Source organism: Spiroplasma endosymbiont of Colias croceus, from assembly GCF_964020095.1.
Classification (GTDB): domain Bacteria; phylum Bacillota_I; class Bacilli_A; order Mycoplasmatales; family VBWQ01; genus Spiroplasma_E.
This window is the reverse complement of record NZ_OZ026536.1, coordinates 2,045,155-2,059,432: the sequence shown is the minus strand read 5'-3', so window position 1 is coordinate 2,059,432 and position 14,278 is coordinate 2,045,155. Positions and strand designations below refer to the sequence as shown.

Sequence of the window (14,278 nt, the reverse complement as noted above, 5' to 3'; positions counted from 1 at the left end):
TAATTTTTGTTGTATTTTAATGACAAAAAATAAAACATATTTTGAACAATAATTTTTAAAAAATATTAAAAGTGTTATTAAAATAAATTTTTAAACTTAAAAAATGTGATTAATATCATAGTTTTGCAAGAAGTCTAGTATATTAACCATATAAGACATATTCCGTAATTAAATTTTTTAAAAGTCAATTAATAATTTTAAAATTTATTTTATAATTTTGTTATTAACAATAAATTTAGAAAAGTGTTGATAAAAATGATTTTTGAAAATTTAAAAAAATTAAAAAATGAAGAATTTTATAGATATTTTGGTATAAAACGTTTTCATTTTAATGAAATGTTAGAAAAATTAATTGAAATAGAAAAATTAGAAAAAAATAAAGGTCGAAAAAATAAACTTTCAGTAGAAGAAAGATTAATGATGACTTTATTATACTGAAAAGAATATTATACTTTTTTTCAAATGAGTATTAAATCTAAAATGAGCCCATCAAGTTGTTTTCGAAATATTACTTGAGTAGAAAATAAACTTAGTAACCACAAAGATTACCAATTTTTAAAAGAAAGATATAAATTAAAAATTGATAAAAAACAAGAAAATTCAAATGAATTTCAATTTTATTTAATTGATTCAACTGAGATTGAAATTGAAAGACCAACTAAAAAAAACTACAGTTAGAATATTTTTCTGGTAAAAGTTGAATGTATTCTATAAAATTTCAAATTGTATATGATTTTTTTAATAAAAAAATTGTTGATATTTTTGCTGATAATGGTAAAGTGCATGATTTTCAAATATTAAAAAATTCAAATCTTGAATTTTCAGAAAAAACAATAATTATTGGTGATTTAGGATATCAAGGTATACAAAATATTTATAAAAATACAATAATACCAATTAAAAGAACTAAAAATAAAAAATTAACTAAACAAGAAAGAAAATACAATAAGATTGTATCTAAAATTAGAATTAAAGTTGAACATGTCTTTGCTTGATTGAAAAGATTCAAAATTTTAGTAAATAAATGTAGAAAATCTAAATTTAGACTTATGTACTTAAGATTTAACTTACTTTGTGAAATTTTTAATAAAATAAAACCATTAAAATAAAAAAAATATTAAAAATATTTTTTTAAAATTTAAATTTTTATCGAGTTAATATAAAAATATTATTAACAATTTTTTGTTTAAAATGTAAACTCATTTTTTAAACTATTTTTTCAAAAAATATTTATTTCTATATTCAATAACACTAAATAGTTTTAAAACAATTTTATTGACAATTAATTAAATTTAATTACGGAATATGTCCATAGTAATTATTATATTTAAGTAGTTAGGAGAATGAGTATGAAAAAACAAGAAATATTAAAACCAGTTATTAATAGTTCTTTAGTTGAAGATGATGTTAATGCTAAATCAAAAGAAAAACATAAATTTCTAAATTTTATTAAATCATATTTTAAAAACTGACGTAATCATTATAACCGTAATGTAATAGTTAATCCCGAAGATGCTCAATATGCAGTTTTAATTCGTGATTTTACTAAACAGTTTAAAAAATTTAAAGCTGTTGATAATGCTATTATTAAAAGACATATTCCGTAATTAAATTTTTTAAAAGTCAATTAATAATTTTAAAATTTATTTTATAATTTTGTTATTAACAATAAATTTAGAAAAGTGTTGATAAAAATGATTTTTGAAAATTTAAAAAAATTAAAAAATGAAGAATTTTATAGATATTTTGGTATAAAACGTTTTCATTTTAATGAAATGTTAGAAAAATTAATTGAAATAGAAAAATTAGAAAAAAATAAAGGTCGAAAAAATAAACTTTCAGTAGAAGAAAGATTAATGATGACTTTATTATACTGAAAAGAATATTATACTTTTTTTCAAATGAGTATTAAATCTAAAATGAGCCCATCAAGTTGTTTTCGAAATATTACTTGAGTAGAAAATAAACTTAGTAACCACAAAGATTACCAATTTTTAAAAGAAAGATATAAATTAAAAATTGATAAAAAACAAGAAAATTCAAATGAATTTCAATTTTATTTAATTGATTCAACTGAGATTGAAATTGAAAGACCAACTAAAAAAAACTACAGTTAGAATATTTTTCTGGTAAAAGTTGAATGTATTCTATAAAATTTCAAATTGTATATGATTTTTTTAATAAAAAAATTGTTGATATTTTTGCTGATAATGGTAAAGTGCATGATTTTCAAATATTAAAAAATTCAAATCTTGAATTTTCAGAAAAAACAATAATTATTGGTGATTTAGGATATCAAGGTATACAAAATATTTATAAAAATACAATAATACCAATTAAAAGAACTAAAAATAAAAAATTAACTAAACAAGAAAGAAAATACAATAAGATTGTATCTAAAATTAGAATTAAAGTTGAACATGTCTTTGCTTGATTGAAAAGATTCAAAATTTTAGTAAATAAATGTAGAAAATCTAAATTTAGACTTATGTACTTAAGATTTAACTTACTTTGTGAAATTTTTAATAAAATAAAACCATTAAAATAAAAAAAAATATTAAAAATATTTTTTTAAAATTTAAATTTTTATCGAGTTAATATAAAAATATTATTAACAATTTTTTGTTTAAAATGTAAACTCATTTTTTAAACTATTTTTTCAAAAAATATTTATTTCTATATTCAATAACACTAAATAGTTTTAAAACAATTTTATTGACAATTAATTAAATTTAATTACGGAATATGTCCAAAGTTAAAAAAGGTACTATTCATGGTTTTATTGGTCCAAATGGATCAGGTAAAACTACTACTATTAAGTGTTTAATTAGCGCTATGGTTGAAACACACGGTGATTTAATTATTCATGGTAAGCGTTCATGAACAGTTGAAGCAAAAAAACAAGTAGGTTATATTCCAGAAGCTGCAAGATTTCCTAAACGAATTACTACTTATGATTATTTAATTTCAATGGGACAAATTAGTGGTTTGAAATATAAAATTGCTAAGGAAAAGACAGAAATGATTTTAAAGGAATTAGATTTATGGAAATTTAAAAAACGCAACCCTAATGCTTATTCTTCGGGTATGAAGAAAAAGGTGTTATTAGCACAATCACTATTAAATAATCCAGATGTCTTAATTTTAGATGAATCAGCCGCTAATCTTGATCCAACAGCAAGAACAGAATTGTTTAATGATTTAAGAAAGCTTCGTGAACAAGGTAAAACTGTTTTTATTTCATCACATATTTTATCTGAATTACAAAATTTAGCCGATGAAGTTACTGTTTTAAATTATAGTAAAGTTGTTTATACAGGATTGGTTAATAAAACTGATTCATTATATGAAATAAGTTCTAATAATAACAATAATAAATTAATGAAGTTATTAATAGATAAAAAATTTTCAGTAGATGTTAATGAAAATCGTTTATTGGTAAATATTAAAACTGAAGCACAAGTTGCAGAAGTATTAGCAATTGCTTTAAGTGCTAATATCATCATTACTTATTTAAAACCATATACTGTTGATTTGCAAACAATAGACATATTCCGTAATTAAATTTTTTAAAAGTCAATTAATAATTTTAAAATTTATTTTATAATTTTGTTATTAACAATAAATTTAGAAAAGTGTTGATAAAAATGATTTTTGAAAATTTAAAAAAATTAAAAAATGAAGAATTTTATAGATATTTTGGTATAAAACGTTTTCATTTTAATGAAATGTTAGAAAAATTAATTGAAATAGAAAAATTAGAAAAAAATAAAGGTCGAAAAAATAAACTTTCAGTAGAAGAAAGATTAATGATGACTTTATTATACTGAAAAGAATATTATACTTTTTTTCAAATGAGTATTAAATCTAAAATGAGCCCATCAAGTTGTTTTCGAAATATTACTTGAGTAGAAAATAAACTTAGTAACCACAAAGATTACCAATTTTTAAAAGAAAGATATAAATTAAAAATTGATAAAAAACAAGAAAATTCAAATGAATTTCAATTTTATTTAATTGATTCAACTGAGATTGAAATTGAAAGACCAACTAAAAAAAACTACAGTTAGAATATTTTTCTGGTAAAAGTTGAATGTATTCTATAAAATTTCAAATTGTATATGATTTTTTTAATAAAAAAATTGTTGATATTTTTGCTGATAATGGTAAAGTGCATGATTTTCAAATATTAAAAAATTCAAATCTTGAATTTTCAGAAAAAACAATAATTATTGGTGATTTAGGATATCAAGGTATACAAAATATTTATAAAAATACAATAATACCAATTAAAAGAACTAAAAATAAAAAATTAACTAAACAAGAAAGAAAATACAATAAGATTGTATCTAAAATTAGAATTAAAGTTGAACATGTCTTTGCTTGATTGAAAAGATTCAAAATTTTAGTAAATAAATGTAGAAAATCTAAATTTAGACTTATGTACTTAAGATTTAACTTACTTTGTGAAATTTTTAATAAAATAAAACCATTAAAATAAAAAAAAATATTAAAAATATTTTTTTAAAATTTAAATTTTTATCGAGTTAATATAAAAATATTATTAACAATTTTTTGTTTAAAATGTAAACTCATTTTTTAAACTATTTTTTCAAAAAATATTTATTTCTATATTCAATAACACTAAATAGTTTTAAAACAATTTTATTGACAATTAATTAAATTTAATTACGGAATATGTCCAATGTATGAACGAATTGTTATGGAAGCTAATGAAAAAAATAAGAAGGGAGAAAAATAATGCCAATATTTCGTTATACTTTTAAAAAGATGATTGCTACTCCTTCAACTTGAATTATTTTTATTATAACTTTAATTTTTCTTGCTTTATCTTGGTCTTTAATTTCGTTATTTGTGGGTTCTGAAGCAATAAAACAATTAACTTATGATCAAGCATTAAACTTTTATGTACCACAATGAAAAGTATTATCGTTCTCGGTACTTTTATCAATTATGATTTTTGTATTTATTTCAGTTAAAGCAACACAAGTTTTTCGTGATGAAATTGATGATGGTACTTTATTGATTTTAGTATCAAAGCCAGTTAGTAGAATTAGAATTTGAACTGAAAAGTTATTATCTTTACAAGTGGTAATTATTTTATATTTATTTTTATCTATTTTTATTGCTAGTTTTGTTATTACTATTCCTGGCATTGGTAGCTCAACTATTTATAATGCGGTATTTCCTTATTTATGAATTTTATTTGGTGTTGCTATTATTTTTGATTTAATTATTTCTTCAATTGCTATTTTATTTTCATTAATTTTAAATGCTAAGGCTTTAGTTGCAATTATGATTGGAATGGCTGCCTTATTCAATATTTTTGCGACATTAATTAATGGTTTAGTAACATTTGATCCTACATATTATGTTGTTTCACAGTCATTAGCAGTTTATAATAATGTAAAAGCTAAATTAGATAAAACTGATATTGATTGAATTAATGACGTATATAGAAAAGACCCAACAACTACTATTGAATCTATTCAAAAGGCTATGTTTAGTATTTACGATACATATATTAAAGAAGTTAAGTATCCTAATAATTATGATTATCAAAAAGAACAAACAATAGTATTAGCAATTAAGAATGGTAGTACTAGTACTCCACCAACTGCTGATGCTCCTAAGGACTTAGTTACTCATATTTACAATATTAGTAATGCTTTTCGTCAATGAAAAGAACAAAGTTTTGAAGAATTAATGACAGGTAAAAAAGTTGGACTAGATAACCTTCGTCCCAAAAGATCAAATGGTGTTGGTAGCAATAATGTTGATTATTCAGTAAATCTTATGATTACGGGTTTAAATACATCTCTTTCTCAATCACAATATGATGCTCTTAATACTAAGACATCACAAGTTAAAGCAATGCGTTATTTAAATATTTTTTATCAATTAAAATATATTTGAGATGGAATATCGACTGAACAAAGTTCAATCTTTGCTTATCCAAGTGAGTATTCTATGACAGCAGATCCTTATTTAGTTAGTTTTAATAAAGTTAACACAAATTATCAAGTTGATACCAATAAAGCAACTAATAGTAAAATTCTTAATTTTCCAGTTTTATTGACTGTGTATGTTTTGCTTGGTATTGGTTTATTTTGTTCTTCATGATTAGTATTTAATCGTAGAGATTTTACTTAGCAGTTTAGTATCTTTTATAAAAAATCAACATCAAAGATGTTGATTTTTTATATATTAAATTTCAAACCTCATTATTTAAATGATGTAAAATTATTATTATAATATAGAGCAAATTAATGATAAGGGTGAAATTATGAAAATTAGTGGATTTAAAATTAATAATAGAGCAAATCCACATAAAATTAGTAATTTTTTTGCTACTAAAAAATGGTATTTATTAGCATTAATGATTATTATTCCGGCAGTATTGCAACAAATATTATCAGCATCAATGAATTTACTAGATAATATTATGGTTGGAGAATTAAAGGATAGTTTTATTAGTGATTTAAAGCCAATGAATGAACATATTAGGGATATTTTTACTTCATTAGGACTTTGAGATAATTGAAGTTGATGAAAAGATAATGGTTTAGAACATTTTTATCATTTGCAATATTCAGCAGGACAAATTGCTGTTTCGGGAGTTACTGCTTCTAATCAAATTTTTGTTATTATTTATGCCGTTATGGGAGGTTTTATCAACGGTGTTAGTATTTTTGGTGCTCAATTTTATGGAGCTGGAAGATATGGTTCTTTAAGACAAACAGTAAGAATGAGAATTATTTTTGGATTTTTAATTGGAGTGATAGTTATTATTTTATCTTATACAGTGGGTGAATATTTAATTTCTTATACTACTAGTCCTAGTAGTGCATTGGATAAATTTAATCAATTATGTGCTGCTAAAGGATTAACTCTTAATGATATTAATGAGCTAAAGGACATTTTAAATTATAATCATGCTTTTGATGAAAATTCACTTATTGATTTTATGAATGTTCATAATATTGATAAAAACGATCCCCAATTTGTACAAATTATTTTACGTTATTATGAATTTCATTCAGCATCTTTAGCAACAGCACAAGGTATTGATTATAATCAATGAATTGTTTTTTCTTATCCATTGTTAGGAATAAACTTTGCTTTTGTTTCAGTATTTCGTGAAACAAAACGTGGTTATATTCCATTAATATTAACTTTTGTTTCAGTATTTATTAACTTTTTATTAAATTTGTTATTAATTAATGGTATTGGTGCAGTTGCAGGAATTGGAGCACGAGGTTCAGGAGTTGCTACTTTAACAGCGAGAATTGCTCAGTTGGCATTAATTAGTAGTTTTATTATATGAAAGAAATATGAATTTCAACCAAAAGTTTTGAAAATGTTTAAGATTAGGGGTGATTTATTTAAAAAAATTATAATTAAAACATGGCCATTAATGTTAAATGATTTATTATTTGCAGTTGCTACGACAATGATTATTAGATTAATTTCGCAATGAAGCTTTGAAGCATTAAGTGGTTCGGCAATTGCTTCCACGATTAATACCATGTTCTATACTTTATATATTGGATTTGGTATTGCTTCTTCGGTGTTAATTGCCAATCGTTTAGGTGCCGATGATTTGATTGGTGCTAAATATAATACTAAACATTTAATTAGGTTAGGCTTTTTTGTTTCATTATTTTTTGCTGGTTTATTAGTTTTATCTTCATTTTTTTTACCACAATTATTATTTAATGCAACAACAGAAGCCTTACGAATTTCTAGTTGAATGATGCGTGTTGATGCTATAGTTTTTAGTGCTTATACTATTTTGTATACTTGTATTTATGCATTTCGTGCTGGTGGCTTAGCAATTACTGTTTTACTTGTTGATAGTTGTTCTACTTGATGTTTTTCAATATTAATTTTATTTATTGAGGTACATTATAGTCCTTTAGATATTGTTTATATTTATGCTATTATGCGTTCTTGTGATGTTATTAAAATGATTATTTCTTTATTTATTTATCATCGTGGTAAATGAGTAAGAAATTTAGCAAGTAGTATGAATAAAGTATATCCAGAATCTCCACCAGTAATTGATATACCAAAAGCAAAAGATAAAGTTGATATTGCTAATTTCTAAAGATTGAAAATTTCTTTAATATATAATTTAAATAAACGCCATAAAAGGCGTTTATTTAAATATGTTTAATTTTTAAAATTTTATTATTCTTGAATTAGTTGGCTTTATTCTTTGCTTATAATTTTTTGTTGGAATATCATTTTCATATTTACGTAGTGTTTGTTCTCAAGGGATGTCTTTTTCTTTTTGTTTATTAATAGGGTTAGATATTTGTGGTTTTGGTTGTATTTTTAGAGGTACTGAAATATCTGAATTTAAAGAATCTGTTGATGTAGATTTTGAATTAAAGCCTTCATCACTACTGTTAGATAATAATTGTTTTTCCAAATCACAAATTTTTTCAGTAAGTTGAAATATTTCTGATTCAAATTGTTCAACTATTTGCTCATTGACTTCGACAATTGTTTCTTTTTCTTGCTGTTCTTTTTGATTTATTAAATCAATTAATAAATTATTATTATTATTATTTAACAAATTATTTTTATCTTCTAATAATTTGTTTTCATATTTAGTTATTTGATTAATATTAGTTATTAAATTTGCGTATTTTGTTTGTTTTTCAATATAATTTGAATTTAAAATATTAATTTTTTGTTGATTATTTAATTTTGTTTTTTTAAATAATTCACAATTTATTTCTTCTGTTTCAATTAAATTATTAATACTTTTATTTTTATTTATTTTTCCAAATGAAAAAAGATTAATAAAAAAATTTTTAATTTTGTTAATTTTTTGTTCCTTTAATTTATAGATTTGAATATTAAATTCAAATACTTTATCTTCTATTTCTTTATTTTGTTTAATTCAAAATTGAATAGTTTTTTGATAATTATTAATTTCTTTTTCAATTTTCTCACTTTTTTCAATAAGTTTTATTTTTTCTCCTTTTAAATTTAGTAATTGTTTTTTAATTTTTTCTACAGTTTCATAATTTATTAAATATGCTTTGTTAGTAAATATTTGTTCTTTTTTAATTGTTTTCATTTTGTCCCCCTTTTAAAATAAAAACCTATTTGTTAAAAAATAAAACAATAGGTCAAAAACTATATCTTTAGTTTACAAGTATTATATCTAATATTTTTTTGTAAACGAGAAATTACTTTATTTGTAATATTTATTATAAGAAATTATTTTAGTAATAAAATGAAATATTAAATTTTATTAAAATCAATATTTGTGATAGTATTATTAATAATTTAATATATGTTCATTACTAATATAAGTATTTTTTATTTATATTAGTTTTTTATTAAATTATATTAATCAGAAGGATATTTTTCATAGATTAGAAAGAGAGAAATAAAAATGGATATTAGTAAATCTTCATTTGCTTCTTCAATGTAAGATGAAAATAATTATGTAGTGGAAGTTGTTAAACCTTCACTATCAAGAAAAAAAGTTTTCGAAAGAAATTTAAAAAAAATTTTGTAAAAAATTTACCTATAATAACTGCCGGTACTGCTACAGTAGTAACATTAGCGGTTGGTGGAATTGATGGCTTTCAATGTTCTGATTTAGGAATAGCAGCTAGTGCAGGTACATCTGCTGCTATGTGAATTTGTCAAGAAAAGTGGACAATTAAAGTAACCTTTTATTAAATTTTATAAAATAGTGTTTGTAAGTGTTAAATTTGTAGATATGAAGTAATTATTTGTTGATTTGGAATGAGCTAATCGATATTCGATTGGACTCATTTCTTTTAATTTTGTTTGAGGTCTATCGTTATTATAAAAGTAAATATATTTGGGTAAATTTTCTTTTATTCATTCAATAGTTCTGTTTTTTCTTAGAATTTGATATAGAAATTCTGTTTTCATTGTTCCAAATCAAGATTCAGTAGCACCATTATCACAAGAATTACCTCTTCTAGACATCGAAATTTTTATTTTTAATTCGTCACATAAGGTTTTATAAGAAGGATTGGTATAATGAAATCCTTGGTCTGATTGTAAAATTCATGAAGTAGGTTTTTGAGCATTAACTCAAGCTTGAATAATGTTTTGGACAACAAATGTCATATCTAAACTTGCGCTTATTTTATAATAGACTTCTTGCAAAACCTATCTATTAAAAATTTAATTTTTAAAATAAAATTAAAAATAAAAAAGATAGGTAATCTATGATGTTTGATAAATTAAAAACTGGATGGTGGAATGGCAACACTTTTTAGGACTATTTTTTGGTAAACATTTGTTGTTGATATTTAACTGGAGTTAAGTAGTTTAAAGTGCTGTGAATTCTTATATTGTTATATCAATTGATGTAATCAAATAATTCTAATTTTAATTGGATTAATGATGTAAAATTTTTATCATTAATAAATTCGGTTTTAAAAGTTTTAAAAGTTGCTTCAGCAACAGCATTATCATAAGGACAACCTTTTTTACTTAAAGAACGGTTAATGTTGAATGCTAGTAAAAGTTTATCAATAATTTTATTGTTAAATTCATTACCGCGATCACTATGAAATATTTGAATATCTTTTAAACAGCGATTTGATTGCATAAATGCTTGATGTACTAATGATGCATCTTTTTTAACTCCAACACTATGTCCGATAATTTCGCGGTTAAATAGGTCTATTAATAGGCAAATATAGTTTCACCTACCATTAACTTGTACATAAGTTAAATCACTAACAATAACTTCATTTTTAATCCTATTCTTAAATTTTCTATTAACAAGATTAGTTATTTGACTATCGTTAACTTTGTTATTATAGACATATTCCGTAATTAAATTTTTTAAAAGTCAATTAATAATTTTAAAATTTATTTTATAATTTTGTTATTAACAATAAATTTAGAAAAGTGTTGATAAAAATGATTTTTGAAAATTTAAAAAAATTAAAAAATGAAGAATTTTATAGATATTTTGGTATAAAACGTTTTCATTTTAATGAAATGTTAGAAAAATTAATTGAAATAGAAAAATTAGAAAAAAATAAAGGTCGAAAAAATAAACTTTCAGTAGAAGAAAGATTAATGATGACTTTATTATACTGAAAAGAATATTATACTTTTTTTTCAAATGAGTATTAAATCTAAAATGAGCCCATCAAGTTGTTTTCGAAATATTACTTGAGTAGAAAATAAACTTAGTAACCACAAAGATTACCAATTTTTAAAAGAAAGATATAAATTAAAAATTGATAAAAAACAAGAAAATTCAAATGAATTTCAATTTTATTTAATTGATTCAACTGAGATTGAAATTGAAAGACCAACTAAAAAAAACTACAGTTAGAATATTTTTCTGGTAAAAGTTGAATGTATTCTATAAAATTTCAAATTGTATATGATTTTTTTAATAAAAAAATTGTTGATATTTTTGCTGATAATGGTAAAGTGCATGATTTTCAAATATTAAAAAATTCAAATCTTGAATTTTCAGAAAAAACAATAATTATTGGTGATTTAGGATATCAAGGTATACAAAATATTTATAAAAATACAATAATACCAATTAAAAGAACTAAAAATAAAAAATTAACTAAACAAGAAAGAAAATACAATAAGATTGTATCTAAAATTAGAATTAAAGTTGAACATGTCTTTGCTTGATTGAAAAGATTCAAAATTTTAGTAAATAAATGTAGAAAATCTAAATTTAGACTTATGTACTTAAGATTTAACTTACTTTGTGAAATTTTTAATAAAATAAAACCATTAAAATAAAAAAAATATTAAAAATATTTTTTTAAAATTTAAATTTTTATCGAGTTAATATAAAAATATTATTAACAATTTTTTGTTTAAAATGTAAACTCATTTTTTAAACTATTTTTTCAAAAAATATTTATTTCTATATTCAATAACACTAAATAGTTTTAAAACAATTTTATTGACAATTAATTAAATTTAATTACGGAATATGTCCTATGATTTTTGAATGATAATTTAGTATATTTTGATATTAAATTATCATTCATTCATAATTTTTTTAATTTTTCTGCGCGATAAATAAATTTCTTGGTTTTCTAGAATTTTTTTTAATCTTCTAGTACCATAAACTTCTTTATTTTCTTTAAAAGCACTAATAACAGCTTCATCATAAATATTATTTTTGATTTTATTTTCTTTTTTCTTTAAATTAAAATAATAGACTTCTTGCAAAACTATGATATTAATCACATTTTTTAAGTTTAAAAATTTATTTTAATAACACTTTTAATATTTTTTAAAAATTATTGTTCAAAATATGTTTTATTTTTTGTCATTAAAATACAACAAAAATTATTATTTCAAATAAAAAAAATAAAATATTAAATTATCAAATATATTTAAATTAATAATTGTAAATTATAAATTGAAGCTATTAAATTAAATCTTAATGCAAATTTTTTTCTTCTATTTCGATATTTTTCACTAATAATTTTAAATTTTTTAAGAATCGCAAAAACATGTTCAATAACAACTCTCATTTTTGAAATAGCCTTATTATTTTTCTTTTCTTCTTTAGTTAAAGGGTTTTTCTTTGATTTTCGTTTAGGTAATAAGACATTTTTATGTATGTTTTGTATACCTTGATATCCTAAATCTACTAAAATAGTTGTTTCTGATAAAAATTTCGTTTTTGAATTTTTTAAAATTTTAAAATCATGATTTTTACCATAAGAAAAATAAGAACTTATAATTTTTTTACTATCTTTTTCAATTATGACTTGAGTTTTTATTGTATGTTTTTTCTTTTTTCCTGAATAATATTGTTTTTGACTTTTTTTGGGCGTTGAATAGTACTTTCAGTCACATAAATGATAACTGTTTTATCTTTAAAATTATTATTTAACAGTGATTTTTGCCCATCAAGTTGTTGAAAATCAGGATGTTTTATTAAAGTATTTTCTATTCACTTGATATTCCTATAGCAACTACTTTCACTAATTCCATAACTTTTAGCAATATGAAAATAAGTTCGATACTCTCTTCAATATTCTAAAGTCATTAATAAACGATTTTCTAATGATAATTTATTAGGTGTACCACCATTTTTAAACTTTTTTACTTCTTCTGTCTTTAAAATTTCTAGAATTTTATTAAAAATAATATCATTTATACCAGTTAATCTTAATAATTCTCGATTGTTAATAGTTTTTAATTTATCAAAAATCATAGATTACCTATCTTTTTTATTTTTAATTTTATTTTAAAAATTAAATTTTTAATAGATAGGTTTTGCAAGAAGTCTAATGAAAAAGGAAAAAATTAAAATTAGAAATTATGAATTTGAATTAAATTCTTATGTAGTAGATTCCTTATTAGATGTTATAAGAGAACTGATAAAAACAAATAAGGAAGTAAAATAATGCAAAAACAAAAACAAGAAAAAGTATTACTTAAATGTATTGTTAAAGATTGTAATAGTAAAGTATTAGTTACTTTAAAAATTGGAAATATTGAAGATAGTGCTGTTCAATTTTTTAATATGTGTTATTTTCATAAAAAACAATTTAAAAATAAAATAAAAGAAATAAAAAATAAGGAGTAATTATGAATTTATGAGACTTTTTAAAATATAGTGATAAATATAATGTTTTTAAAATAGACTTCTTGCAAAACTATGATATTAATCACATTTTTTAAGTTTAAAAATTTATTTTAATAACACTTTTAATATTTTTTAAAAATTATTGTTCAAAATATGTTTTATTTTTTGTCATTAAAATACAACAAAAATTATTATTTCAAATAAAAAAATAAAATATTAAATTATCAAATATATTTAAATTAATAATTGTAAATTATAAATTGAAGCTATTAAATTAAATCTTAATGCAAATTTTTTTCTTCTATTTCGATATTTTTCACTAATAATTTTAAATTTTTTAAGAATCGCAAAAACATGTTCAATAACAACTCTCATTTTTGAAATAGCCTTATTATTTTTCTTTTCTTCTTTAGTTAAAGGGTTTTTCTTTGATTTTCGTTTAGGTAATAAGACATTTTTATGTATGTTTTGTATACCTTGATATCCTAAATCTACTAAAATAGTTGTTTCTGATAAAAATTTCGTTTTTGAATTTTTTAAAATTTTAAAATCATGATTTTTACCATAAAAAAAATAAGAACTTATAATTTTTTTACTATCTTTTTCAATTATGACTTGAGTTTTTATTGTATGTTTTTTCTTTTTTCCTGAATAATATTG

At 20.9% G+C, this 14,278-nt stretch carries 20 protein-coding genes; 14 read left to right on the top strand and 6 right to left on the bottom strand.

All coding sequences use genetic code 4. The annotated features are described in order from the left end of the window. Window positions 1-255 precede the first annotated feature (255 nt). The 10 genes from AACL24_RS12890 to AACL24_RS12845 all read left to right on the top strand — a co-directional run bounded on the left by AACL24_RS12890 (window position 256) and on the right by AACL24_RS12845 (window position 8,131). A complete protein-coding gene (locus AACL24_RS12890) occupies window positions 256-678 on the top strand; it encodes a transposase family protein (protein ID WP_339045912.1) in 423 nt (140 codons plus the stop codon). A 23-nt stretch (window positions 679-701) separates the two neighbouring features. Continuing rightward, window positions 702-1,109, top strand: a complete 408-nt coding sequence (locus AACL24_RS12885) for a transposase family protein (RefSeq protein ID WP_339045908.1) — start codon at window positions 702-704, stop codon at window positions 1,107-1,109. 240 nt (window positions 1,110-1,349) lie between these two features. Beyond that, complete coding sequence (locus AACL24_RS12880; RefSeq protein ID WP_339047182.1) at window positions 1,350-1,607, top strand: hypothetical protein; 258 nt, start codon at window positions 1,350-1,352, stop codon at window positions 1,605-1,607. Window positions 1,608-1,694: 87 nt separating this feature from the next. After that, the gene (locus tag AACL24_RS12875) at window positions 1,695-2,117 is read left to right on the top strand and encodes a transposase family protein (RefSeq protein ID WP_339045912.1); all 423 of its coding nucleotides are present in this window, start codon (window positions 1,695-1,697) and stop codon (window positions 2,115-2,117) included. A gap of 23 nt (window positions 2,118-2,140) precedes the next feature. Continuing rightward, window positions 2,141-2,548: a transposase family protein gene (locus AACL24_RS12870; protein WP_339045908.1), complete on the top strand. Its 408-nt coding sequence runs from the start codon at window positions 2,141-2,143 to the stop codon at window positions 2,546-2,548. Window positions 2,549-2,745: 197 nt separating this feature from the next. Further along, window positions 2,746-3,564: an ABC transporter ATP-binding protein gene (locus tag AACL24_RS12865; RefSeq protein ID WP_339047180.1), complete on the top strand. Its 819-nt coding sequence runs from the start codon at window positions 2,746-2,748 to the stop codon at window positions 3,562-3,564. 83 nt (window positions 3,565-3,647) lie between these two features. Beyond that, a complete protein-coding gene (locus AACL24_RS12860; RefSeq protein ID WP_339045912.1) occupies window positions 3,648-4,070 on the top strand; it encodes a transposase family protein in 423 nt (140 codons plus the stop codon). Between the two features lie 23 nt (window positions 4,071-4,093). After that, complete coding sequence (locus AACL24_RS12855; RefSeq protein WP_339045908.1) at window positions 4,094-4,501, top strand: transposase family protein; 408 nt, start codon at window positions 4,094-4,096, stop codon at window positions 4,499-4,501. A gap of 260 nt (window positions 4,502-4,761) precedes the next feature. Further along, window positions 4,762-6,174, top strand: a complete 1,413-nt coding sequence (locus AACL24_RS12850; RefSeq protein WP_339047178.1) for an ABC transporter permease — start codon at window positions 4,762-4,764, stop codon at window positions 6,172-6,174. 133 nt (window positions 6,175-6,307) lie between these two features. Continuing rightward, the gene (locus AACL24_RS12845; RefSeq protein ID WP_339047176.1) at window positions 6,308-8,131 is read left to right on the top strand and encodes an MATE family efflux transporter; all 1,824 of its coding nucleotides are present in this window, start codon (window positions 6,308-6,310) and stop codon (window positions 8,129-8,131) included. A gap of 72 nt (window positions 8,132-8,203) precedes the next feature. Here AACL24_RS12845 and AACL24_RS12840 read toward each other — a convergent pair whose 3' ends face one another. From AACL24_RS12840 to AACL24_RS12830, 3 genes are all read right to left on the bottom strand, one after another. Continuing rightward, window positions 8,204-9,115: a hypothetical protein gene (locus AACL24_RS12840; RefSeq protein WP_339047174.1), complete on the bottom strand. Its 912-nt coding sequence runs from the start codon at window positions 9,113-9,115 to the stop codon at window positions 8,204-8,206. A gap of 617 nt (window positions 9,116-9,732) precedes the next feature. After that, entirely contained in the window at window positions 9,733-10,188 is a 456-nt protein-coding gene (locus tag AACL24_RS12835; protein WP_339047172.1) for an IS3 family transposase, read from the bottom strand. 115 nt (window positions 10,189-10,303) lie between these two features. Beyond that, the gene (locus AACL24_RS12830; protein ID WP_422398101.1) at window positions 10,304-10,825 is read right to left on the bottom strand and encodes an IS3 family transposase; all 522 of its coding nucleotides are present in this window, start codon (window positions 10,823-10,825) and stop codon (window positions 10,304-10,306) included. 128 nt (window positions 10,826-10,953) lie between these two features. On the opposite strand from AACL24_RS12830, the gene AACL24_RS12825 reads away from it, so the two are divergent. The 3 genes from AACL24_RS12825 to AACL24_RS12815 are packed head-to-tail and all read left to right on the top strand — an operon-like array spanning window position 10,954 to window position 11,808. Further along, window positions 10,954-11,172 carry a hypothetical protein gene (locus AACL24_RS12825; RefSeq protein ID WP_339046964.1) on the top strand — a complete coding sequence of 73 codons (219 nt, stop codon included), beginning with the start codon at window positions 10,954-10,956 and terminating at the stop codon, window positions 11,170-11,172. Then, a complete protein-coding gene (locus AACL24_RS12820; protein ID WP_339047170.1) occupies window positions 11,162-11,377 on the top strand; it encodes a hypothetical protein in 216 nt (71 codons plus the stop codon). The genes AACL24_RS12825 and AACL24_RS12820 overlap by 11 nt, the downstream gene beginning before the upstream one ends. Window positions 11,378-11,400: 23 nt before the next feature. Beyond that, entirely contained in the window at window positions 11,401-11,808 is a 408-nt protein-coding gene (locus tag AACL24_RS12815) for a transposase family protein (protein WP_339045908.1), read from the top strand. A 243-nt stretch (window positions 11,809-12,051) separates the two neighbouring features. Here the strand turns inward: AACL24_RS12815 and AACL24_RS12810 are convergent, their stop codons facing one another. Beyond that, window positions 12,052-12,246 (bottom strand): IS3 family transposase, encoded by a 195-nt coding sequence (locus tag AACL24_RS12810; protein ID WP_339047168.1) that lies wholly within the window; start codon window positions 12,244-12,246, stop codon window positions 12,052-12,054. 167 nt (window positions 12,247-12,413) lie between these two features. Then, window positions 12,414-13,243 (bottom strand): IS5 family transposase gene (locus AACL24_RS12805; protein ID WP_339047166.1). Its coding sequence is split into 2 segments (ribosomal slippage): window positions 12,414-12,847 and window positions 12,847-13,243, totalling 831 coding nucleotides; the frame shifts between segments, so codons are not numbered across the junction. A gap of 192 nt (window positions 13,244-13,435) precedes the next feature. Here AACL24_RS12805 and AACL24_RS12800 point away from each other — a divergent pair. Further along, window positions 13,436-13,618 carry a hypothetical protein gene (locus AACL24_RS12800; protein WP_339047164.1) on the top strand — a complete coding sequence of 61 codons (183 nt, stop codon included), beginning with the start codon at window positions 13,436-13,438 and terminating at the stop codon, window positions 13,616-13,618. A 234-nt stretch (window positions 13,619-13,852) separates the two neighbouring features. Here AACL24_RS12800 and AACL24_RS12795 read toward each other — a convergent pair whose 3' ends face one another. Continuing rightward, window positions 13,853-14,245, bottom strand: a complete 393-nt coding sequence (locus AACL24_RS12795; RefSeq protein WP_339049457.1) for a transposase family protein — start codon at window positions 14,243-14,245, stop codon at window positions 13,853-13,855. Between the last annotated feature and the right edge of the window lie 33 nt (window positions 14,246-14,278).